25 protein-coding genes are annotated in these 21,726 nt (G+C 69.5%); 12 read left to right on the top strand and 13 right to left on the bottom strand.

What is annotated here, in order from left to right; genetic code table 11:
• Positions 1-12 precede the first annotated feature (12 nt).
• Positions 13-804 (top strand): hypothetical protein, encoded by a 792-nt coding sequence (locus ABH940_RS04220; protein ID WP_370104336.1) that lies wholly within the window; start codon positions 13-15, stop codon positions 802-804.
• Between the two features lie 2 nt (positions 805-806).
• Positions 807-1,043, top strand: a complete 237-nt coding sequence (locus tag ABH940_RS04215; RefSeq protein WP_370104334.1) for a hypothetical protein — start codon at positions 807-809, stop codon at positions 1,041-1,043.
• A gap of 17 nt (positions 1,044-1,060) precedes the next feature.
• On the opposite strand, the gene ABH940_RS04210 is transcribed toward ABH940_RS04215, so the two are convergent.
• Both ABH940_RS04210 and ABH940_RS04205 read right to left on the bottom strand, forming a co-directional pair.
• Positions 1,061-1,615: a DinB family protein gene (locus ABH940_RS04210; RefSeq protein WP_370104332.1), complete on the bottom strand. Its 555-nt coding sequence runs from the start codon at positions 1,613-1,615 to the stop codon at positions 1,061-1,063.
• A gap of 104 nt (positions 1,616-1,719) precedes the next feature.
• Positions 1,720-2,214, bottom strand: coding sequence for a hypothetical protein (locus tag ABH940_RS04205; RefSeq protein WP_370104330.1), 495 nt, complete (start codon positions 2,212-2,214; stop codon positions 1,720-1,722).
• Positions 2,215-2,338: 124 nt separating this feature from the next.
• On the opposite strand from ABH940_RS04205, the gene ABH940_RS04200 reads away from it, so the two are divergent.
• The 8 genes from ABH940_RS04200 to ABH940_RS04165 all read left to right on the top strand — a co-directional run bounded on the left by ABH940_RS04200 (position 2,339) and on the right by ABH940_RS04165 (position 7,744).
• Positions 2,339-3,019 carry a WXG100 family type VII secretion target gene (locus ABH940_RS04200; RefSeq protein WP_370104328.1) on the top strand — a complete coding sequence of 227 codons (681 nt, stop codon included), beginning with the start codon at positions 2,339-2,341 and terminating at the stop codon, positions 3,017-3,019.
• Positions 3,020-3,021: 2 nt separating this feature from the next.
• Complete coding sequence (locus ABH940_RS04195) at positions 3,022-4,200, top strand: putative T7SS-secreted protein (RefSeq protein WP_370104326.1); 1,179 nt, start codon at positions 3,022-3,024, stop codon at positions 4,198-4,200.
• 5 nt (positions 4,201-4,205) lie between these two features.
• Positions 4,206-4,745 (top strand): hypothetical protein, encoded by a 540-nt coding sequence (locus ABH940_RS04190; RefSeq protein ID WP_370104324.1) that lies wholly within the window; start codon positions 4,206-4,208, stop codon positions 4,743-4,745.
• Positions 4,742-5,518: a hypothetical protein gene (locus ABH940_RS04185; RefSeq protein ID WP_370104322.1), complete on the top strand. Its 777-nt coding sequence runs from the start codon at positions 4,742-4,744 to the stop codon at positions 5,516-5,518. The genes ABH940_RS04190 and ABH940_RS04185 overlap by 4 nt, the downstream gene beginning before the upstream one ends.
• Positions 5,519-5,682: 164 nt before the next feature.
• Positions 5,683-6,198, top strand: coding sequence for a hypothetical protein (locus ABH940_RS04180; RefSeq protein WP_370104320.1), 516 nt, complete (start codon positions 5,683-5,685; stop codon positions 6,196-6,198).
• Between the two features lie 4 nt (positions 6,199-6,202).
• On the top strand, positions 6,203-6,637 hold the full coding sequence (locus tag ABH940_RS04175) for a hypothetical protein (RefSeq protein ID WP_370104318.1): 435 nt from the start codon (positions 6,203-6,205) through the stop codon (positions 6,635-6,637).
• Between the two features lie 187 nt (positions 6,638-6,824).
• Complete coding sequence (locus ABH940_RS04170; RefSeq protein WP_370104317.1) at positions 6,825-7,235, top strand: hypothetical protein; 411 nt, start codon at positions 6,825-6,827, stop codon at positions 7,233-7,235.
• The gene (locus ABH940_RS04165; protein ID WP_370104316.1) at positions 7,232-7,744 is read left to right on the top strand and encodes a hypothetical protein; all 513 of its coding nucleotides are present in this window, start codon (positions 7,232-7,234) and stop codon (positions 7,742-7,744) included. The genes ABH940_RS04170 and ABH940_RS04165 overlap by 4 nt, the downstream gene beginning before the upstream one ends.
• Positions 7,745-7,766: 22 nt before the next feature.
• Here the strand turns inward: ABH940_RS04165 and ABH940_RS04160 are convergent, their stop codons facing one another.
• Positions 7,767-9,551 (bottom strand): ABC-F family ATP-binding cassette domain-containing protein, encoded by a 1,785-nt coding sequence (locus ABH940_RS04160; RefSeq protein ID WP_370104315.1) that lies wholly within the window; start codon positions 9,549-9,551, stop codon positions 7,767-7,769.
• A gap of 174 nt (positions 9,552-9,725) precedes the next feature.
• Between ABH940_RS04160 and ABH940_RS04155 the strand changes: the two genes are divergently transcribed.
• Entirely contained in the window at positions 9,726-10,313 is a 588-nt protein-coding gene (locus ABH940_RS04155; protein ID WP_370104531.1) for a Uma2 family endonuclease, read from the top strand.
• Between the two features lie 15 nt (positions 10,314-10,328).
• Here the strand turns inward: ABH940_RS04155 and ABH940_RS04150 are convergent, their stop codons facing one another.
• The 10 genes from ABH940_RS04150 to rsmI all read right to left on the bottom strand — a co-directional run bounded on the left by ABH940_RS04150 (position 10,329) and on the right by rsmI (position 19,620).
• Complete coding sequence (locus ABH940_RS04150) at positions 10,329-10,583, bottom strand: MarR family winged helix-turn-helix transcriptional regulator (RefSeq protein ID WP_370104313.1); 255 nt, start codon at positions 10,581-10,583, stop codon at positions 10,329-10,331.
• Entirely contained in the window at positions 10,580-11,221 is a 642-nt protein-coding gene (locus ABH940_RS04145) for an SMI1/KNR4 family protein (RefSeq protein ID WP_370061521.1), read from the bottom strand. Before ABH940_RS04145 ends, ABH940_RS04150 begins: the two co-directional genes overlap by 4 nt.
• Before the next feature lie 179 nt (positions 11,222-11,400).
• The gene (locus ABH940_RS04140) at positions 11,401-12,405 is read right to left on the bottom strand and encodes a 4-(cytidine 5'-diphospho)-2-C-methyl-D-erythritol kinase (RefSeq protein WP_370061523.1); all 1,005 of its coding nucleotides are present in this window, start codon (positions 12,403-12,405) and stop codon (positions 11,401-11,403) included.
• A gap of 92 nt (positions 12,406-12,497) precedes the next feature.
• Entirely contained in the window at positions 12,498-13,448 is a 951-nt protein-coding gene (gene rsmA / locus ABH940_RS04135) for a 16S rRNA (adenine(1518)-N(6)/adenine(1519)-N(6))-dimethyltransferase RsmA (protein ID WP_370061525.1), read from the bottom strand.
• 30 nt (positions 13,449-13,478) lie between these two features.
• Positions 13,479-14,054, bottom strand: coding sequence for a Uma2 family endonuclease (locus tag ABH940_RS04130; RefSeq protein ID WP_370061527.1), 576 nt, complete (start codon positions 14,052-14,054; stop codon positions 13,479-13,481).
• A gap of 164 nt (positions 14,055-14,218) precedes the next feature.
• On the bottom strand, positions 14,219-14,893 hold the full coding sequence (locus ABH940_RS04125; protein ID WP_370061529.1) for a transglycosylase family protein: 675 nt from the start codon (positions 14,891-14,893) through the stop codon (positions 14,219-14,221).
• A gap of 103 nt (positions 14,894-14,996) precedes the next feature.
• Positions 14,997-15,875 (bottom strand): TatD family hydrolase, encoded by an 879-nt coding sequence (locus ABH940_RS04120; protein ID WP_370061531.1) that lies wholly within the window; start codon positions 15,873-15,875, stop codon positions 14,997-14,999.
• A 299-nt stretch (positions 15,876-16,174) separates the two neighbouring features.
• Positions 16,175-17,779: a methionine--tRNA ligase gene (gene metG / locus ABH940_RS04115; RefSeq protein WP_370061533.1), complete on the bottom strand. Its 1,605-nt coding sequence runs from the start codon at positions 17,777-17,779 to the stop codon at positions 16,175-16,177.
• Positions 17,780-17,927: 148 nt separating this feature from the next.
• A complete protein-coding gene (locus tag ABH940_RS04110; protein WP_370061535.1) occupies positions 17,928-18,425 on the bottom strand; it encodes a hypothetical protein in 498 nt (165 codons plus the stop codon).
• 337 nt (positions 18,426-18,762) lie between these two features.
• Positions 18,763-19,620: a 16S rRNA (cytidine(1402)-2'-O)-methyltransferase gene (rsmI, locus tag ABH940_RS04105; RefSeq protein WP_370061537.1), complete on the bottom strand. Its 858-nt coding sequence runs from the start codon at positions 19,618-19,620 to the stop codon at positions 18,763-18,765.
• A gap of 232 nt (positions 19,621-19,852) precedes the next feature.
• Between rsmI and ABH940_RS04100 the strand changes: the two genes are divergently transcribed.
• On the top strand, positions 19,853-21,658 hold the full coding sequence (locus ABH940_RS04100; protein ID WP_370061889.1) for a dolichyl-phosphate-mannose--protein mannosyltransferase: 1,806 nt from the start codon (positions 19,853-19,855) through the stop codon (positions 21,656-21,658).
• Positions 21,659-21,726 lie beyond the last annotated feature (68 nt).

Here is a 21,726-nt window from a genome sequence, read left to right as displayed (position 1 = left end):
CAGATCGCCGAGATGGAGGTCGGAGGCGCCATCCTCTCCATCTTCACGGCGGGCATCGCCGACCTTGTCGCCAACACGGCGGTGGTGGCCAAGGTCATCGACCTGGTGAAGCTCTTCACCACAGCGGCGGAGAAGGTCGCCAAGCTGCTGGAGGACTTCTTCGAACTGAGCGAGGAGACCGCGGCGACGCTGGCCAAGGTCCTCGGCACGGTGGCCAAGTTCAGTGCGAACTTCATGAAGACGGGCTTGGAGAGCTTCGTCACGAACTTCGCCGCCGACACCGGCAGCCAGATAGCAAGCCAGGCGCTGACCGGTCAGAAGGTCAAGTGGGGATCGGACGCGACCAGCGGCGCCTGGGACGCGGCGGGCTCCGCCGTGTTCACCGCGCGCGGCGCCGGCATCGCCGAAGGTGCCGGGATGACCGGCCGCATCGGGCAGATGCTCAGCGGCAACGGCCTCATGGGGACCACCGTGAACGGCGCCGTCGGCAACATCGTCGGTGGCGTCACCATGGACGTGGCCAACGGCTCCAACTTCAACACGATCGCCGCGGACGCCGCCACCAACGCGGCGACCGGCGCGCTCGGCAACGCGGCCAACGACAAGATCTTCGGCGCGATGGAGGACCACGGCAGTCTCGGCGGCGAGAACCTCAGCGACCGGGGCAAGCTGGCGGACGCCGCGTTCAAGGACGGCTTCAGCACCGGCCTCAACACGGCCATCTACACCGGCGGTTCAGGCATCGAGTCCGACATGCAGAACCTGGAAGGCCAGGATCCGAAGCTCACCGTGGGCGGTAAGTAGAGATGCACCAGCAGGTAATGACGCTCGCCACGGGCACGATCAACCCGAACCATCCGGCGACGATGCACGGGTTCGCGTCCGTGCTGCTGTTCCTCTTCTCGCTGGTCTTCCTGGTGCCGGCAGTGATCCTGCTCGTCAAGCTTCCGCGGATGGAGCGCAAGGCGAAGGCGTTGGGGCCCGGTCTCGTGCTCCTCGTCCTGGGCGCGCTCGTCGCGCTCGGCGGGATCGCGCTGCTGTAGCTGGACTTGGAGCGGCGTCAGCCGTGCAGTGACGACCGGTGCGCGTAGAGGTCACGGAGCACGCCGACTTCGGCGCTGTGGTGGATCACCTCGTCCAGGACGTGCATCGCCAGGTCGAAGGTGTTCGCGGTGGCGAAAGGCCCCCAGCTCGGTCCCAACGGGTCAGCCCACCCGCTCGGGCCGAGCTCGTCGAGCCCCATGTGCCACGCACGGTAGTACCCGTCGAGGAAGGCGGCCAGATCGGCGACGCGGGACGGGTACCTGATGTTCCGGGTGGTCAGCGTGCCGTCCCCGAAGCGACGCATCGCGAAGCCGCCCAGCGCCATGCCCCCGAGGTGTCCCAGCCGCCACGCGATCGTCGTCACCGGCGCCGGCTCCGGCGCGGGCCCACCTCCCCCACGCCCGTCCAGCCGCCACCGCCCGTCCTCGCCCTCACGCAGCGACCAGCACCCGTCGACGGGCTCCCAGAAGTACTCGTCGTCCGTCAGCCTCTCCAGCCGACGGGTCAGGCGCTCCCAGACGTAGTCGTACGTCGCCATCAGCGAGGCCGCGGTCGCGGCGGTCACGTCCATGGTCCGATCCTGCCGCAGGGAGGCTTCTCCCGGCTGTCATCGCGCGCGCAACTGCCGCATGTCGGCGCGTCTTCGGTTCGGCTCGGCCCTGTGGAGCGGACTCCTCAGAAGTTCCCTTGGCTCTTGAGTGCCCTGAGGACGTGGCCGGCATAGATCGTGAACGTACACAGCGCCTCGAAGGCACCCGGCAGGTCGTCGACCATCCAGCCCGGGAGCCTCAATCCGTCCGTCTTCTCGTCGATCATCGCTGTGATGACTGCGCCCGCGTCCCGATACGCACGTTCCGTACGCGCGATGTCCTCTCGGATCTCGGACTCCGGCAGGCCACTGCCCTTGGCGGCGGCACGGGCGACATCACTGGCCGACGGGAGGGTGAGGACGTCGTCGGTCAGACGAAGACCTCCCTGCAGACAACCGGCCGCGGCGAACTCGGCCAACTCGTAGATGAGCATCGCGCCCCCGCGCGTCCCGTACTCGTCCAGCCAATCGCTCAGGATGCCGGAAACCTCCGCCATCCTGAGCTGGTAAGCGAGCAACGAGACCTGTTGCACCGTCTCGCTGCACTCCTCCATCATCCGCATCATGCGCTTCGGTCCCATCGGGCAACTCCCCCATTTCCGTCCCTGCCCGCGTCGGCCTCATCCGCCTATGTCCGGACCTAAGTGCCGACCAACATCACCCGCCGTGTACACTCCAACACCCGGTAACTTGCATGGGGGAATCATGGGATCGGGTTTTGAGGTAGACGTCCGCGCGCTTCAGACGCTGGCGTTCGACCTTGGCGACGCCTCCGGGGTCTTGGGCAAGGCGCAAGGCGAACTCGCCGGCTCAGCGCAGGGGCAGACGGGCGACCCGTCGCTGGACAAGGCCTGCAACGACTTCCAGTCCAAATGGGGCTACGGAATCGGGCAGTTGGCGAAGACCACGCAGGCGTTCGCGGACGGCCTGAAGGCCACCGTCCAGGCGTACCAGAGCGCAGAGGACGAGATCACCAAGCTGTTCGGCGGTCAGCCCGGCGGCACCACGACGTACCAGCCGGGCCCGGTCCACTTGGGTCCCACCAAGCCAGGCCCGACGCCGATGCCTCCGCCGCGCATCACACCGGAGCCGACACCAGGGCCGCTTCCCGGACCCGGCCCGGAACCCGAGCCCGGGCCTGGTCCCGAACCCCGGCCGCCCTGGGGCTACGGCGCGCCGCCGATCAACACTGAGCCGACGCCTGGGCCGCCCGGAGGCTACTTCGGTCCGATCGAGCGGGACCCGGTGTTCCTCCCGCCGATCCACCAGCCCACGCTCCAGCCTGACCCGCCGGTCATCCAACCCCCACGGATCGTCGACCCGCGGGAGAACCCGTACTCGGGCCCGATCTACCCCGGACAGTACGAACCGATGGAGACTGAGTAACGATGACCGGCATCCTTGAGTCGACCTACCCCGGTCTCGGTTTCAATCCCGCGCCCGGCAACCTCGCCGCCATCACCGAGCTCTCCATGGCGATGACCTCGTCCCAGCGCATGCTCACCGAAGCGCTGCACCTCATCACCAGCGTCGGCCGCTCCGACACCTGGGAGGGCGACGCGGCCAACGCGTTCCTCAGCAAGGTCGGGCAGCTCCCCTCGAAGCTCCAGGAGGCAGAGGACTCCTTCGGCACTGCGGCAAAGGACCTGAACGGCTGGCAGAACGAGCTGGCGTCCATGCAGCAGCGGGCGCAGGAGCTTGAGCAGGAAGCGGTCACCGCGTGCCAGCAGGTGCAGACCGCGCAGGCCAACCCGGCGTTGCAGTTGGCTGGCCGGACCGTGTCGAGCTCCATCCAGCTGGAAGAGGACCAGCGGGAGTACGACGCGGCCGTGCACGAGCTCTCCATGGCCGAGGGCGATCTCAACGCCATCATCGAGCAGGCCAACCGGCTCCTCGCGCAACACACCGGCCTGGCGCAGGAGGCCGCGAAGGCGATCGACGCTGCCGCCCAACTCGCGCCTGACGCACCGGGGTTGTTCGACCAGCTGCTCGGTGACCTGGAGAACGTGATCGAGGGTCGCTACAAGCTGATGGAGGACCTCACAGGCTGGATCAGGGCCCACGCCAACGGGGTAAACGCGATCGGCGACATGCTCGCTCTCGCGGGCACCGTCTACGGAACGCTCGGCCTCGCGGCAGACATCATGGGCCAGCCAGAGATAGGGGAAGGGCTCGATGGCGTCGCAGGTGTCCTGTCGGCCGCTGCTTTGGCCGCTCATGGGATCGCCTGGGCTGGCGGTGCATCAGTGACTGGAAGGACCTTCGCTGAAGATGCGCTGGGCGTGGTCTCCTTCGGAGTCGCCAAAGGCACCAAAGCGATGGAGGCTTCCACCATCTTCGCCAAATACATGACGGAAGGCGACAGCTTCCGCAAAGCTGCCGATCTGGCCGGGATAGTGGCCCCCTGGCAGGACGCGGCGCAAAATCCGTCAAGCCTTGGTGTCTTTTGGCCACACAGTTGGAAGCAAGGTGGCGAGTGGTTGCTCGGCGGCCCTCTGCTCGTCGGCTTCCAGAACGCATGGCATGACGGCTCCGCCCAGGACCGCGCTGCACATGGTGGGGGCTGAGACTGATGCGTCGCCCCGACTCTCACGAGGATTTCGCAGCTCGCCTACTGACCCTGGCACCGGAAGTCGTGTACACCGGCGGGCACCACGCACGCGACTACTCAATTGCCATCTGGATAGGTCGGCTGTACGGGTACAGCTACCCGGACATCCACCAGGCGTGGGGCAACAGCCAAGGACTCATCGGCTACAAGGTCACGTTCACCAGGAACGACGATCCGGAGGCTCGCCGGATCGCCGCGTGGATGCGCAACCCTAGCGGCGACCCGACACTCAAGCCGCCGATCACTTGGCGCATGGATCGGGGTTTCAGCGGCTTTCACCCGCCCGGCTGGCATCCCGCTGTACGCATGGTGATCACGCGCGAGATCGAAATGGAACTCCGCCAGTTCGACCAGTACGTCACCCACACCCTCGACCTCGGATGGTTCGACGGGCTGCCACGCAAACCGCAGCCGCTACCACCGGGGCCGATCCCGCCACCTCCTCCGCCTCCGCCTCCGCCCGCGACCATCGCGTACCCCGACGAGGAAGAGCGCCCATGACTGACACAGTCGAAATCGCCGTTGAACTCGAACTACCGCCAGACTTCCGCCCGTTGACTATAGGAACCAGTCTCGACGAAGCCCGGGCGGCTGTGACCGGGGAAATCGGCGAGAGGGCAAACGAAGTCTCCGCTGCCGCTGTGGACGCTTTGGCGGAGGACTACGCTGCGGCGTCGCAGTGGGCAGTCAAGGCAGGGGTGTTCTACGCCGCTACCTGTCTCGGACTGCTGGACGGGGAGCTGACTTTTGCCACGTTCACGATGGCGCGGGCCGAACTGGACTGTAAGGACCTGGACGCAACTGTCGACGGCATTGTGAAGATCCTCGGTGCAGCTGGCCCGGAAGGTCGGGCAGCAAAGCGCTACGAGCTGCCCTGCGGGCCGGCAGCTGTGGCAGTAGGGGCGGCGGTGCAGATGGTGGTGCCCGCTGACGAAGCCAGGAACGATGAAGACATTCCAGTGCAGGTCGCCTCGCTGGAGGCGTGGATCCCTGTCCCCGCGACAGTCGACCCGATGCAGCAGAGTGCGGTCGTGCTGCGCTTCAACACGCCAAGCATGCAGCACTGGGAGGCCTACTGTCCTGTCCTCGTTCAGGCCCTGCAAACAGTCCGCTTCCCTGACGACGAAGGTGGTGGCAGCGCAGCGGCCCCGTTCACGCCTCTTGCCACTGCGCCGGACGCGGATCCGTTCGCTGGGGCAAGCTCGGATACCGATACAGGCTCTGGCCCCGCCCCCGCCGCGAGTGCCAACCGGATCACGTCTGCGCTGGGCTGACCCAGTACCCAGGCGGGGCGGACGCATCCGGAGCTGGTGATCGATGTACACCAGAACTCGCCGTTGGCGAGTGAGCATTCCCACGCCACACGGTGCCGGTCCTACCGACCGCTCCTCTTCCTCCGCCTCGGACACCATCGCTTACTCAGACGGGCTGTAAACGCATGCATGAGACAACCCATCATGAATTCGCCCTGCAGATGCTGTCCATGCAGCCGAGCATCCCTTTCGCTGCCCTCATCTCTTCAGCGCCCAGGCCCTTCTCACACGCGGTCTGGCTCGGGCGCTTGTACGGATACAACTACAGCGGGGCTCACACGCCGGTGATCGGGGGTGGCCGCGTGCAAACCGAGGAAGGCCATGAGCTGATCTTCACCCGAGACGATGAGCCTGGCGCGCGTCGTCGCGCCGAATGGATGCGCAACCCGGCCGGAGACCCCGCCTACCCGCCGCCCTGCGCCTGGCACCTCAATGGCGGGCTGGGTTTCTGCCCACCCGGCTGGCACCCTGACACGCGACTGATCGTCACTCAGGAGGTCGCCGTCGGCCTCCGCTACAGCGACGACCAGTTCATCCGCACGCTCGGCCTTCCGTCCTGGACCGCCAAGCGACACCGCTCCGTCCCCGATCCCCTCCCCCTGCAGCCACCGATCAACATGTCTTACCCAGCTGGGCGGTGACGTCATGCAAGAGACCCCACTACCGGTATTCGCCCAGGAGATGCTGTCCTTGGCGCCGTACGCCAACTGTGCTGTCAACGGCAGTGCAAGTGCCCGGTCGTTGGCCTTCGCTGCCTGGATCGGCAGCCTGTACGGGTACACCTTCTATCGGGCGGACTACGTTACTGGTGGACGCTACGACGTGCCGACGCGCGACCTCATCTTTTCGCGGAACGATGACCCTGGCGCGCGTCGTCGCGCCGAATGGATGCGCAACCCGGCCGGAGACCCCGCCTACCCGCCACCTGTCCGTTGGCACCTCAACGGTGGCTTCGGGTTCAACCCACCCGGATGGCACCCCGCTGTCCGGCTCATCGAAACCCCAGAGGTCGACAGCTTTCTGCGCAGCGAGAGCAAGCTGTTCGTCAAGAGGCTCCACCTTTCGTGGCTGAACAGATGAACGCCGCCCGCCAAGCCCGCATCCCATCAACACCTCCGTCCGCGAATACCCAGTCCCGGGAAGGTCATGAACAGCACCGCAGTGCCTGAAGGCGTCGCTGCTCGAATGCTCACCCTGGAGCCGCGATTCACCATCACGACCGGCTTCAACCCGCGAGAAGGCGCGGTCCTGATCTGGGTGGGGGCGCATGTACGGCTACGCGTTCGACGAGAACCTGAAGCACGTCGGCGGCCAGAGGGGGAACCCTCTTTTGCTTCTGGAGTTCACACGCAACGACGAACCGGGCACACGCCGTCGTGCCGAATGGATGCGCAACCCGGCTGCCGACCCTGCTTACCCACCACCTGTCGCCTGGCATCTCAACGGCGGCCCAGGGTTCCATCCACCAGGCTGGCACCCGAACGCCCGGATCATCATCACCGCCGAGGTCGAGAGCTCCTTGCGTTTCAACACCGAGCAGATCGCCCGGAAGGCCCGGGACAGCGGCCTTTCAATGCCGGACCGGGAGATGCCCTCCTTCGCAGTTCTGCCTTCGCTGCCGCCACCTCCGCCCCCACCGAGCACCATCGCCTACCCGGACGAACCACCGACACCATGAACCTCGAAGAGCTCGCGGCGGAGATGCTGCGCCTGATGCCGAGCTTCATCCGACCCTGGCGAGGAAACCGGCACGATTACGCCCTGACGGTCTGGATCTGCAGGCTCTACGGCTACGACGTGCGGGTCCGTCAGGACGACCCCAACAACGGGAAGATCTGGCTCGACGCGGACTTCACCCGTATCGACGAGCCGAGCGCACGACGGCGGGCCGAATGGATGCGCAACCCCGCGGGCGATCCAAGCTACCCGCCTCCTGTGGCCTGGCACGTGAACGGAGGTTTCGGGTTCCACCCGCCTGGCTGGCACCCTGCTGCGCGGTTGGTCATCACGCCGGAGGTCGAGCGCTCCCTCGTCTACAACGAGGAGGCGTACAGGCAACAGCTCCACAACCAGGTCGGGGGTTGGAGCCGCCCGACGCGTCGCCCTGACCCGGATCTGCCACCCGCTCCGCCGCCACCACCCCCGCCGAGCACCATCGCCTACCCGGACGACGAACGGCAGCGGTGAGGCGACCCCCCGCCGGGGACGCTCACGCGTCCTCGGCGAGCTCCAGCCACTGCATCTCCAGCTCGTCGCGCTCGTCCTTGACCGCCCGCAGCTGCGCATCCAGTTCGGCGATCTTGCCGAAGTCGGCGGCGTGCTCGGCCATTTGGGCGTGGAGCTTGGTCTCCTTCTGCTCCAGCTTGGAGAGCTGACGCTCGATCCGCTGGAGTTCCTTCTTCGCCGTGCGCGTGTCGCCGCCGGTCTTCTTCGGGGCCGGAGCCGGGGCCGTGGCCTCGACCAGGGCGGCGCGGCGCTCCAGGTACTCGTCGATGCCGCGCGGGAGCATCCGCAGGCGGCGGTCGCCGAGCAGCGCCCAGACGGTGTCCGTCGTCCGCTCGATGAAGAAGCGGTCGTGGGAGATGACGACGAGCGAGCCGGGCCAGCCGTCGAGGAGGTCCTCCAGCTGGTTGAGGGTCTCGATGTCGAGGTCGTTGGTCGGCTCGTCCATGAACAGGACGTTCGGCTCGTCCATCAGCAGACGCAGCAGCTGAAGTCGGCGGCGCTCACCGCCCGACAGGTCGGAGACCGGCGTCCACTGCTTCTCCTTGGTGAACCCGAAGGTCTCGCAGAGCTGGCTCGCCGACAGCTCGCGCCCCTTGCCGAGGTCGACGCGTCCGCGGATCTGCTCGACCGCCTCCAACACGCGCAGCGTGCCGGGGAGTTCGGCGACCTCCTGGGAGAGGTACGCGAGCTTGACCGTCTTGCCGACGATCACCTTGCCGCTCGCGGGCTGCGTCTCGCTGTCGGTGGCCCACGCCTGCTGCATCGCGCGCATCAGTGAGGTCTTGCCCGCGCCGTTCACGCCGACCAGACCGATGCGGTCGCCGGGGCCGAGCTGCCAGGAGAGACGTTCCAGCAACAGCTTGTCACCGGCCTGGACGGTCACGTCCTCCAGGTCGAAGACGGTCTTGCCGAGCCGCGAGTTGGCGAAGCCCATCAGCTCGACCTTGTCGCGCGGCGGCGGCACGTCCGCGATCAGCTCGTTGGCGGCCTCGACGCGGAACCGCGGCTTGGAGGTGCGGGCGGGCGCGCCGCGACGCAGCCAGGCGAGCTCCTTGCGGACCAGGTTCTGCCGCTTGGTCTCCTCCGTCGCCGCGATCCGGGCGCGCTCGGCGCGGGCGAAGACGTAGTCGGAGTAGCCACCCTCGTACTCGTGGACGGCGCCGGACTGAACGTCCCACATGCGGGTGCAGACCTGGTCGAGGAACCAGCGGTCGTGGGTGACGACGACCAGCGCGGAGCGGCGTGCCTGCAGGTGGCCGGCGAGCCAGGCGATGCCCTCGACGTCGAGGTGGTTGGTGGGCTCGTCGAGGACGAGTAGGTCGTGGTCCTCGATCAGCAGCTTCGCGAGCGCGATGCGGCGGCGTTCGCCACCCGACAGCGGGCCGATGACGGTGTCCAGGCCCTGCGGGAAGCCGGAGAGGTCCAGGCCGTCGAACAGGCCGGTGAGCACGTCGCGGATCCTGGCGTCGCCCGCCCACTGGTGGTCGGCCTTGTCGCCGACGACCTCGTGGCGGATGGTGGCCTTCGGGTCCAGCGCGTCGCCCTGGGCCAGCACGCCGATCTGCAGGCCGGTCACGTGCGTGACCCGGCCGCCGTCCGGCTCCTGGCTCTTGGCCATGATCTGCGTCAGCGTCGACTTCCCGTCGCCGTTGCGGCCGACGACGCCGATGCGGTCACCTTCACTCACGCCGACGGACACGCCGTCGAGCACGGCTCGGGTGCCGAAGATCTTGCTGACGTCTTCGACGGTGACGAGGTTGACTGCCACTGGTGCTGTACTCCTGAGCGACTACGCGTACGACGGACGGCCGACGTCCCAGCCTAGTCGCCCCGCGCCACCCCCGTCCGCGCGGTTGTTCGCGGCGTGCCCTCGGACCGTGCTTATCGTTGGACAAGGCAACTGTCCGTACCCATGCGGCAGCGGGGAGGAGCCACGGTGACCATCGCACTTCACGACGACAGGACCGACATGGCCGACGAGAGCGAAGAGCTCACCCTCGACGCGATGTTCGAGGCGCTGGAGCGGATGCCAGTCCCCGAGGGCTACAAGGTCGAGATCGTCGAGGGGGCCCTCTACGCGACGCCGCAGCGGGACGTCCACTGGGACGTCATCCTGGACGTCGTCGAGCAGCTGCGGACGAAGTACGCCCGAGCCCGGGTGAAATCGGACGTCCGGATCGACTTCCCCGGTCGCCTCAACGGCTTCGCGACCGATGTGACGGCGCTGGCGAAGGATGCCACCAAGACCGAAAAGGGCCGTTGGCGCTACCAAGACATCGAGTTCGTCGCCGAGGTGATCTCCAAGGACACGGCGGCGAACGACTACGGCCCGAAGAGGTCCGTGTACGCGGTCGCGAAGGTCCCGGTGTACCTGATCGTCGACCCCTACACCGCCCAGTGCCACCTGTTCACCCTGCCCAAGGACGGGGATTACCGGAACGAGCTCACGCTCGACTTCGGCGACCCGGTGGATCTGACCGGGACGGTCGTCGGCCTCGTCCTCGCGACGGACGAGTTCCCCCGCGACTGAGCGTCGCCGTTCCGCTCACTCCCCGACCCGCCGCGTGACTTCGGTGAGCAGGCGGGCGAGGAGCTCCGTCAGGGCTGTGCGTTCGTCGGCGGTCAGGTCGGCGACGAGAGCGGCCTCGCGGCTGAGGACGGCGTCTACGGATTGCTCGATCAGGGCGTGGCCCGCGTCCGTGAGGCTCACCAGAACCGCGCGGGAGCCGGGTTCGGCGGAGGGGCTGCGCACCACCAGGCCCTCGCGCTCAGCGCGGGCCGGGGAGTCCGGGAAGGTCACTCAACGCGCAGTCGGACGGTCGCGCCGTCCGGCAGGTCGTGCACCTGCTGAGCGATCGGGCCCCGGATGCGCATCGCCGCCACCGCGTCGTGCGCGACGAAGTTGTCGAAGTCGTAGCCCCCGCCACCCACGAAGAACGTCCGCGGAACCAGCCGGTGGGCCGGGTCGAGCGGGCCGTTCTCCTGCTGGTACGCGTAGGCGAACGACGCCGCGCCGTTCACGTCCGGGTCCGCCAGCAGCCAGGCGGCCCAGGCCTCCAGGCTGTCGCCGAGCACCTCGCGCCCAGCGGTCTCCGGGTCGAAGCGGACCACCTCGCGCCCTTCGACGACGGCGAACTGCGTGCCGAAGATGTCCTGCGCGAAGCAGAACAGGTCGTCGGCCAGGCCGTCGTAGGTGTCCTTCCAGATGTCCTCGCGGTTCCACGTCAACACGTCGTGGCCGAGGCCCTGGTCGCCCGCGCGGAAGACCTGGACGCCGGCGTTGAAAAGGAAGAAGCCGTTGATCCGCGACAGCACGGCGCCCAGTTCGGCGAGCGGGCCGCCCGTGGTGCCGAAGTCGAGCTCGATCGACGGGCCCATCGGGCCACGGGCGCGGCCGAGCAGGGTCTCCAGCGCGTTCGAACCGGTCGCCTCGGTCATCATCAGATCCTGTTCTCGGTTCGCGTGCCGTCCTCGCGCCGTGCTTCGGGGCCGATCGCATGGGTCGGGGCAAGTAGTCAGTCACGCACCCTATCCGTCGCGAGCGATCGAGCGATCGAGCGGCCGGCCGGCCTGAGGCTTCGCCGGAGTGACCGGATGACGATCGGTCAATTCCGGCTTCAGGCCAGGGAGGCTCCGGCAACAGGGCCGACCGCTGTCCTGACGTTACGACAGGTACCGGACGCGGCAAGGGCGTTGGCGACGGCGGCGGCGTCGGACGCGTCCTTGGTCAGGAAGGCGCAGGTCGGGCCGGAGCCGGAGACCAGGGCGCCGATCGCGCCTGCATCCGTGCCGGCGCGGAGGGTGTCCGCGAGGGAGGGGCGGAGCGAAAGGGCCGCCGCCTGAAGGTCGTTGGTGAGTGCCGCGCCGAGCGCGGCCGGGTCGCCGGTGGCGAGGGCGTCCAGCAGCGCGCGGTCCGCTGCGGGCGTGGGCACGTGCGACTCGTCCGCGCCGCCCGGGCCACCGGCCTGCTCGCGCAGGCGGTCGCACTCGCCGTAGACGGCGGGCGTGGAGAGGCCGCCGTCGGCAACCGCGAAGACCCAGTGGAACGCGCCCTGCGTCGGAACCGGCGTCAGCTGCTCGCCGCGTCCCTCACCGAGGGCGACCCCGCCGTGCAGCGAGAACGGCACGTCGCTGCCGAGCTCGGCGGCCAGCGCGAAGAGCGTCTCGCGCGGAGTGGAGAGCCCCCACAGCGCGTCGCAGGCCAGCAGCGCCGCCGCGCCATCCGCGCTGCCACCCGCCATGCCGCCGGCGACCGGGATGTCCTTGGCGATGTGCAGCCGCACGTCCGCCGGGACGCCGTGGTGCGCGGCCAGCGCCTGCGCCGCGCGGGCGGCGAGGTTGGTGCCGTCGGTCGGGACGACGGCGGCGTCCGGGCCCTCGACGGTGATCGTCACACCCTCCCCCGGCTCCCCCGGACGCGCGGTGACCTCGTCGAAGAGGCCGACCGCGAAGAAGACCGTGGCCAGCGCGTGGAACCCGTCGGCCCGCCGACCGCCCACCGCGAGCTGCACGTTGACCTTGGCGGGCACACGGACGGTGACCGCGGCGGTGACAGCAGCAGCGGTGCCGGTGTCGGCCCCGTCCGTCACGCGGGCGGCGTCGGCGTGGTGGTCGGCGGTCATGGCGGAGGCACTCCTGGCACTCAGGGTTGACGGGTGGACGGGTTGACGGGTGGACGGGTTGACGACTGGGCGGGTTGGTTGCGGAACAGCCGCTACAGCGGCGGGTGTTCGGCCGCGGGCTTCGCCGGTTCCGGCTTGTGCTCGGCGATCGCCACGAACTGTTCCACCGTCAGCGCCTCGCCGCGCAGCCGGTGGTCGACGCCCGCCGCGCTCAGCGCCGCCTCGGCGGCGGCCGGGCTGCCCGCCCACCCGGCGAGCGCGGCGCGCAGCGTCTTGCGGCGCTGTGCGAAGGCCGCGTCCACCACGGCGAAGACCTCCTTGCGCGAGGCGGTGGTCTTCAGCGGCTCGTCGCGGCGGATCAGCGAGACCAGCCCGGAGTCGACGTTGGGCGCGGGCCAGAAGACGTTCCGCCCGATCGCCCCGGCACGCTTGACGTGCGCGTACCACTGGGCCTTGACCGACGGGACGCCGTAGACCTTGTTGCCCGGCTGCGCGGCAAGCCGGTCAGCGACCTCCTTCTGCACCATGACGAGCGTCCGCTCGATGCTCGGGAAGGTCTCCAGCATGTGCAGCAGCACCGGAACCGCGACGTTGTAGGGGAGGTTGGCGACCAGCGCGGTCGGCGCGGGGCCGGGCAGCTCGGTCACGGTCATCGCGTCGGCGTGCACCAGCGCGAAGCGGTCCGCGCGCCCCGGCATCCGGGAGGCAACGGTGGTCGGCAGGTGCTGCGCGAGCAGCGAGTCGATCTCGACGGCCGTCACCCGGTCGGCCACCTCCAGCAGCCCGAGCGTCAACGACCCGAGCCCGGGCCCGACCTCCACCACGACGTCCTCCGGCCGCACCTCGGCGGCCCGGACGATGCGGCGCACGGTGTTGGCGTCGATGACGAAGTTCTGCCCACGCTGCTTGGTCGGCCGCACACCGAGCGCTCCGGCCAGCTCACGGATGTCGGCGGGGCCCAGCAGCGCGGAGTCGGCGGTGGCAGGCGCAGACGGGGCGTCGGCGGGCTCGGCGGCCTCAGGGGCGGGATCGGTGGTGCTCACCCGCCAAGGATACGGGGCCGGAAGGTGCGGTCAGAGCTGCAGCAGGGCGGTGAGGTCGATGCTGATGGGGAAAGGAAAGTCAGTCCGGAGGTAACCCTCGTGCGCGGTGACCGGCGTGTAGACGCCGCTCTTCTCGTCTCGTCGGAACTCGTGCACCACGGGCTGGTCGTCGCTCCCACGCTCGACCCGCCAGAAGGCAGGCACCCCGGCCTGGGCGTAGAGCCCCGGCTTGGTCAGCCGGTCCTGGGCCCGACTGCCATGCGAGACCACCTCGACGCAGAGCGACACGGCGGAGACAGGCAGGCACTCCACCTCGAAGAAGTCCAGGTCGGTCGGGTCGAACACCAGGACATCGGGCTTGAGAACGGTGTCCTCCGCAAGGAGGGTGCAGCGCTCCACTCCGGTCGCGTACGGCTTGGCCCGCGTGCTGCGTAGGGCAAAGTGCAGCCCGTCCCGCACCTCGTCGTGCCACTGTGTCGTCATACCCCTGGGCACGATGACTCCATCGATCAGCTCCCAGTCATAGGGCAGGTCCAGGTCCTTGGCCTGCTCGTACGTCCACCCATATGGAAGCTGGGTCGTGTCGTCGACCGTCATCGCGGTCATCCTCCTCGCCTCCCTCGCCCCGGTGCGGATGACATCGCTATTCAGCCCAGGGGCCAGGGTGAGGTGCCGAATCGATTCTCTATCAGCCGTATCCGTCGAGCCAAGGCGCACTGCTCACGCGCGCTCCCATTGTGCTCCCACGCGCTGCGCGTAGGCGGAAAGGATCAGCGCTCGGCGCGGCGGCCGCAGGAGGGCCAGGGGGAGAGGCCGCGTTCGCGGTAGAGGGCGCGGGCGCGGGTGGTCTGTTCCGAGGGGGAGGCGTCCTGGGGCAGGCCGTGGCCGCCGAGGCTGTGCCAGGTGTGGGCGTCGAACTGGTAGAGCCCGCCGTAGTGGCCGCTCGGGTCGGTGACGTGCGGGTTGCCGCCGGACTCGCACCGGGCCAGGGCGAGCCAGTCCATGGCGCCGGTGACGTGGATGTCCTCCTCGGATCTCCCGCGATGGCGTCCACGTGGCGCGAAGCCGTCGCCCCACGCACTCGCCGCGTCCGCGCCCAGGGGGTCCATCGAGCGGCGGTGCGGCCTGGCGTGCCGGGCGCGGTGTGCCGCCTTGACGGTGGCGGGCGGGTTGGAGTGCTGCGGGGCGAGCAGTTCGCGCAGCAGCGGCGTGGCGGCGGGCGCGATGGGCATCACGGCGCTCTGGCTCAGCTGCTGGGTCTGGGTGGGCACTTCGTCAGCCACCGTGTCCGGCGTGGTGTCCGACGCCTCGCTGACGCGGTCGGCGTCGCCCGCGTGCGGCGGCTGCTCCGCGAGGAACGCGCCGGTCCCGCCCACCAGGAGGGCGAGGATCAGCGCCTGCTGCAGCGCGCGTGGCGAACGGACAGCGGTCGAGGGCTTGTTCACGGGTTGCCCAACGAGCGCGTCGCGACGGCGGTCACTGGGCCGGTCGGGTGGTGACGAGCCCGTTCACCGTTCGAGTTCTGGGCTCAGCATTCGACTTCTGGGCTCAGTAGTCGAACGCACGCGCGGTGTTGGCGGCAACGGCGGCGGCCATCTCGTCCTCGCCGATGCCCCTGACCTCCGCCATCGCCCGCAGGGTCACCGGGATCAGGTACGGCGCGTTCGGCCGCCCACGGAACGGCGCGGGGGTGAGGAAGGGCGCGTCGGTCTCGACCAGGATCCGGTCCAGCGGGGCGACCTCGAGCGCGGCCCGCAGGTGCTTGTTGGCCGGGAAGGTGACCGGCCCGGCGAACGAGAGGTAGTAGCCCGCGTCGGCGCAGACCTTGGCCATCTCCTCGTCGCCCGAGTAGCAGTGGAAGACGGTCCGCTCCGGCGCGCCCTCCTCGACCAGGATGCGCAGCACGTCCTCGTGCGCGTCCCGGTCATGGATGACCAGGGCCTTGCCGTGCTTCTTCGCCAGGGCGATGTGGCGCCGGAACGACTCCTGCTGCACCTCGACGCCCTCGGGCCCGGTCCGGAAGTAGTCCAGGCCCGTCTCCCCCACGCCACGCACCTGCGGCAACGCGGCCAGCGCGTCGATCTCCTCGATCGCCGCGTCCAACGCGGCCATCCCGCCGGGGGCGCGCTTCTGCCCGCTCCACCCGTCCGGGTCGCCGAGGACGATCCGCGGGGCCTCGTTGGGGTGCAGGGACACGGTGGCGTGAACGTTGTCGTGTTGAGCCGCGAGCTCCGCGGCCCACCGTGACCCCGGGATGTCGCAGCCGACCTGGACGAGGGTGGTCACTCCGACTGAGGCGGCCTTGGCGAGGATCTCCTCCGGCGTCGCGTCCTGCATGTCCAGGTGCGTGTGCGAGTCCGCGACGGGCACGCGGAGCGGCTCCGGCACCGGAGGCGGCGTGCTGTTGTCGCTCTTCGAGCGGGCCACGGAGGGTTCCTTTCGATCTTCGAGTCAGTTGCAGCATTGAGGGGCGCGGGGCTCTGCTTGATCAACTGCGCGCGCGAACAACCACCCTCCCCCGGCCGAAAGGCTGGGGGATTGGCGCGCCCACGCGGCGGAGCGGCAGATCAGCGGAGCCCCGCGCCCCTGATTGTGCAACCACCTGCGGCAGCACGGGCTCGACCACTCGTGCCCACGCCGCAGAGCCGCAGAGCCGCAGAGCCGCAGATCAGCACAGCCCCGCGCCCCCGGACAGTGCAACTACCTGCGGGAGCTCAGAGCACCCGTCAGTCCTTCTTCTCCTCAAGGCGCGGGAAGAGGATCTCGCCCTTGGTGACGGTCACCCCCGCCGGGAGCGTGCCCCACTGCGCAACCGCGTCGATCCGCTGGTCGGCGAGCGCACCCAGCGCTGCCTCCGCGCCGAGGGAGTCCCAGAGCAGGCCGGCGACCCGCGGCATGACCGGGTTCAGCAGGACCGCCAGCGCGCGCAGCGACTCCGCCGCCGCGTAGAGGATCGTGGCGAGGCGGGCCTGGCCCTCGGGCGACTCGTCCTTCGCGACCTTCCACGGCTCCTGCTCGGTGAGGTAGCCGTTGACCTGCTTGACGAAGTCGAAGATCGCGCCGATGCCGCCCGCGAAGTCCAGCTTCTCGCCGATCCTGTCGTCCGCCTCGGCGACGGCCTTGGCCAGGCCCTCCGCCAGCGCGGCCTCGGCCGGACCGGGCGCCGTCGCCTCGGGCAGCACGCCGCCGAAGTACTTGCCGACCATGGCCGCGACGCGCGAGGCGAGGTTGCCGAAGTCGTTCGCCAGCTCGGACGTGTAGCGGGCGGAGAAGTCCTCCCACGAGAACGAGCCGTCCGTGCCGAACGGGATCGCGCGCAGGAAGTAGTAGCGGTAGGCGTCCACGCCGAAGTGCGAGGTCAGGTCCTGCGGCGCGATGCCGGTGAGGTTGGACTTGCTCATCTTCTCGCCGCCGACCATCAGCCAGCCGTTGGCGACCACGCGCTTGGGCAGCGGCAGGCCGTTGGCCATCAGCATGGCGGGCCAGATCACCGCGTGGAAGCGGAGGATGTCCTTGCCGACCAGGTGCACGTCGGCCGGGAAGGTCGCGTCGAACTTCGCCTGGTCGGAGCCGTAGCCCACGGCCGTGGCGTAGTTGAGCAGGGCGTCGACCCACACGTAGATGATGTGCTTCGGGTCCCAGGGGATCTGCACGCCCCAGTCGAAGGTGGAGCGGGAGATGGAGAGGTCCTGCAGGCCCTGCTCGACGAAGCGGACGACCTCGTTGCGCGCGGACTCGGGCTGGATGAAGCCCGGGTTGGCCGCGTAGAACTCCAGCAGCTTGGGCCCGTACTCGGAGAGCTTGAAGAAGTAGTTCTCCTCCTTCAGCATCTCCACGGGCGTCTTGTGGATCGGGCAGAGCTTCTGACCGGCGAACTTGCCCTCACCGTCCAGGAGTTCACCCGGGGCCTTGTACTCCTCGCAGCCGACGCAGTACGGGCCCTCGTAACCGCCCTGGTAGATCTCGCCCTTGTCGTAGAGGTCCTGGACGAACTCCTGCACCCGGGCCGTGTGGCGGTCCTCGGTGGTGCGGATGAAGTCGTCGTTGGCGATCTCCAGGTGCTGCCAGAGCGGCTTCCAGGCCTCCTCGACCAGCTTGTCGCACCACTCCTGCGGAGTGACGCCGTGGGCCTCGGCCGTGCGCATGATCTTCTGACCGTGCTCGTCCGTGCCGGTGAGGTACCACACCTGCTCGCCGCGCTGGCGGTGCCAGCGGGTCAGCACGTCGCCTGCGACGGTGGTGTAGGCGTGGCCCAGGTGCGGGCGGTCGTTGACGTAGTAGATCGGCGTCGAGACGTAGTAGCTCTTGCCGGGGTTCTGGACGGCGGTCATGCCGTAATGATATCGGCCCGAGCCCTGCCCCTCGTCCGCGTGATCAGCCCTTGAGAGAGACGCGGACAGAGGCCCGCACCGAGGCCCGGAGAGACCCCCGGACAGAGACCCTCCTCAAGGGCAGGGGCAGGGGCAGGACGGGCCGGGGTCAGCCGTGGCGACGGCGCAGGTGCCAGTGGAACGGGAGGTGCAGACGGCGCCTCGGCCGGGGGTCGGCCAGTGCGAGCGGCGTGGGCTGCTCGGCCGTCTCCGTCGCGTCTGGAGCGTCTGCGGAGTCTGCCACGTCTGTGGCATCGGTGGCGTCGGTCGCCTTCACGGCCGCGCGGGGCCGGCGCGGCTCTCGCCGCTTGGCGGGGGCCGCGGGCTGGGGCGCGTGCCAACTGGCGACGGCCGAGGCCACCCGACCGGCGGCCATGATCCGGACGTGCTCGCCGCCGCAGCCGGGGCAGGACGGGTGGGTCAGCGGAGACGGGACCGGCAGGCCGTTGGCCAGGTAGCGATAGACCATCCGGCCGTTGCGATCGACCGCATGCTCGATCTCGTACGCCTGTTCCCAGCCGTAGCCGCAGCTCAGGCAGGCGAAGGAGTAGGCCTCGTGGGCCGTCTCCATGGGCGGTCGGCTGCTCGGCGCGGAGGTTTCGCTCATGACATGCTCCCGTTGCCCGCCGGAGCCCTCGCCCCGGCCGGGACTTTCTCGTCCCCATGGTTTCCCGGAGAAATGCCGTCGATCACGGTGACGCGAATTCTTTGGGGAGAGTTGGGACTTCTTGACGCAGCCCGGGATCTGCACAGAGGAATTCCGGGGCGTTTCTTTAGCCGCTATTTGCCTGTTCCGATACGGTACGCCCGTTTCACCCGGGACGTAAGCCGGTACGTCGCACCCCGAGCCGCACTCGAACGGCCGAGGGCGCCACAGAACAGCACCCCTCCGTATACAACTCCGTACACGGCGCATGCGCCGTGCGCATGCCCGCGCCTACGCGCTACGCACGCCCCGGGGCGGCGCTCTTCGCGGCCACCACCGCGTCGAAGACCTCGCGCTTGGGCAGGCCCGCCTCCGCGGCCACGGCGGCGATCGCCTCCTTGCGGTGCTCGCCCGCGTCCACCCGGAGAGCGACCCGGCGGGCCAGCTCCGCGGCGTCCACGGCGGAGGGCACCGCGGGCGGAGCGCCGGAGACGACGACGGTGATCTCGCCCCGGACGCCGTCCTCGGCCCAGGCGGCGAGCTCGGCCAGCGTTCCGCGCTTGACCTCCTCGTACGTCTTGGTCAGCTCGCGGCAGACGGCCGCGTCCCGCTCCCCGCCGAACGCCTCGGCCATCGCGGCCAGCGAGTCGTCGATCCGGTGCGGGGACTCGAAGAAGACCATGGTCCGCGGCTCGGCGACGAGCTCCCGCAGCCGGGCTGCGCGTTCCCCGCCCTTGCGGGGCAGGAAGCCCTCGAAGCAGAACCGGTCGACCGGCAGCCCGGACAGCGCGAGCGCGGTCAGCACCGCGGACGGGCCCGGGACGGCGGTGATCCGCACGCCCGCGTCGACGGCCGCCGCGACGAGCCGGTACCCGGGGTCGGAGACCGAGGGCATCCCGGCGTCGGTGACCAGCAGCACCCGGGCGCCGCCCTGCAGGGCCTCGACCAGCTCGGGAGTCCGGCCGACCTCGTTCCCCTCGAAGTACGACACCACCCGCCCGGTCGGCGCCACGCCCAGTGCCTGCGAGAGCCGCCGCAACCGCCGCGTGTCCTCGGCGGCGACGATGTCGGCCTCGGCCAGCTCCTTGGCGAGACGCGGCGGGGCGTCCTCGACGTCGCCGATGGGGGTGCCTGCGAGAACGAGTAGACCAGTCACCCGCCCATCGTCCCATCCCGGGGCCGATCCCCCGCGCCCCGACCTCCGCGCGGTGATCTCGGCACGACTCGACACGACCCCCTACGACGCCGCACGACTCCCCACGAATCGCGACAAGATCCCCACCAGCCGCACTCCAGCCCCACCCGTCCCACCGGCACAGGAACAGCCAAGCCCTCGCGTCGACAGGTTCCGCCCCTACGATGCTCGCGTGGATGAACACAGGACGGACATGCTGACCGCTGCGGCGCCCGGGGACGCCCGGGACGACGGCATGCCCGGTGCGAGCCCGCGCCGTCGCCATCCGCTGACCACCTGGCAGCGTCGGCTCGGCCGGTACGGCTACCACGCCGCCGACCGGACGCCGCTGCGGGAGCGGCTGGTGCCGCCGATGCCGGACGGCCCGGGCGTCGCCGTCGGCGCGCCGTCGCCGGTGCTGGCGAGGCTGGGGCTGCGGATCCCGCCGGGGCTGTGGCTGTTCCTGTGCCGGTGGGCCGGGTGGATCGGACCGCTGGCGATCACCCTGGTCGCCGGGGTGACGATCTTCTGGAACCTGGGCAACCCGCACGCGATCATCTTCGACGAGACGTACTACGCCAAGGACGCCTGGTCGATCTGGCACTTCGGATACGAGCGCAACTGGGCGGACAACGCCAACACGCTCATCATGCAGCACCATCAGCAGATCCCCACGCCGACCGGCGCCGAGTTCATCGCGCACCCGCCGGCGGGCAAGTGGGTGATCGGCATAGGCGAGATGATCTTCGGGCTCAACCCCTTCGGCTGGCGCTTCATGGTCGCCGTGCTGGGCACCCTGGCGGTGCTGATGGTCTGTCGGATCGGCCGTCGGCTGTTCCGTTCGACGCTGCTGGGCTGTGTCGCCGGTCTGCTGCTGACCTGCGACGGCATGCACTTCGTGATGAGCCGCACCGGCCTGCTCGACCAGGTGGTCATGTTCTGGGCGCTGTGCGCCTTCGGGCTGCTGCTGATCGACCGGGACCGCAGCCGGGCGCGCCTGGCCGACCTGGTCGGCGCGACCGTCGACAACCTGGACGCGGCGCCGAACGACGCCCTGGCCACCGCCGCGCGCCTGGGCTGGCGTCCCTACCGGCTGCTGGCCGGCATCTGCCTCGGCCTGGACTGCGCCACCAAGTGGAACGGCCTTTGGTTCGTCGCCTTCTTCGGCGTGATGACGGTGCTGTGGGACGCGGGCGCCCGCAAGGCCGCCGGTGCCCGGCGTCCCTACCGGACCGCGTTCCTGCACGACACGCCGCTGGCGTTCGTCTGGATGGTGCTGGTGGCCCTGGTCACCTACGTCGCCGCCTGGTCCGGCTGGCTCTTCACCAGTGGCGGCTACGACCGCACCTGGGCCGACGGCCGCAAGGGCCTGTCACCCTCCTCCATCGGCCCGCTGCACAACCTGCCGCAGTTCGACATGAGTTGGATGCCCGCGCCGCTGCGCAGCCTGTGGCACTACCACTCGGAGATCTGGGCCTTCAACACCAACCTGCACACCCCGCACACCTACATGTCCAACCCCTGGAGCTGGTTGGTCAACGGGCGCCCGGTCTCCTTCTACTACGAGTCGCCGACCAACGGTCAGAGCGGCTGTCACGTCGCGCAGTGCTCCAGCGAGGTGCTGGCGATCGGCACGCCGCTGCTCTGGTGGACGGCGACCTTCGCGCTGGTCTACTGCCTGTACCGGTGGCTGCTGCGCCGCGACTGGCGGGCGGGCGCGATCGCCTGCGCCATCCTGGCCGGCTACCTGCCGTGGTTCCAGTGGCAGCAGCGGACGATCTTCCTCTTCTACACGATCGCCTTCGAGCCGTACCTGGCGCTCGCGGTGGCGTTCCTGATCGGCGCGCTGCTCGGCTCGGCGAGGGCGCGGGGCGACCGGCGGCTGCTGGGCGGCATCGCGGCGGGCGTGCTGGTCGTGGCCATCATGGCCAACTTCCTCTACTTCCTCCCGCTCTACGACGCCCAGGTCATTCCGATCGACAGCTGGCGCGCGCGGATGTGGTGGCCCACCTGGATCTGACGGGCTGGATCTGACGGTTTGGCCGTTTCTGACCCACCATCGGCCTCCCAGCCCCGTTCCGGCGAGCA

This window comes from Streptacidiphilus sp. BW17, from assembly GCF_041262485.1.
GTDB lineage: Bacteria > Actinomycetota > Actinomycetes > Streptomycetales > Streptomycetaceae > Streptacidiphilus.
The sequence above is the reverse complement of the archived record's forward strand: the minus strand, read 5'-3'. Positions and strand labels throughout refer to the sequence as shown.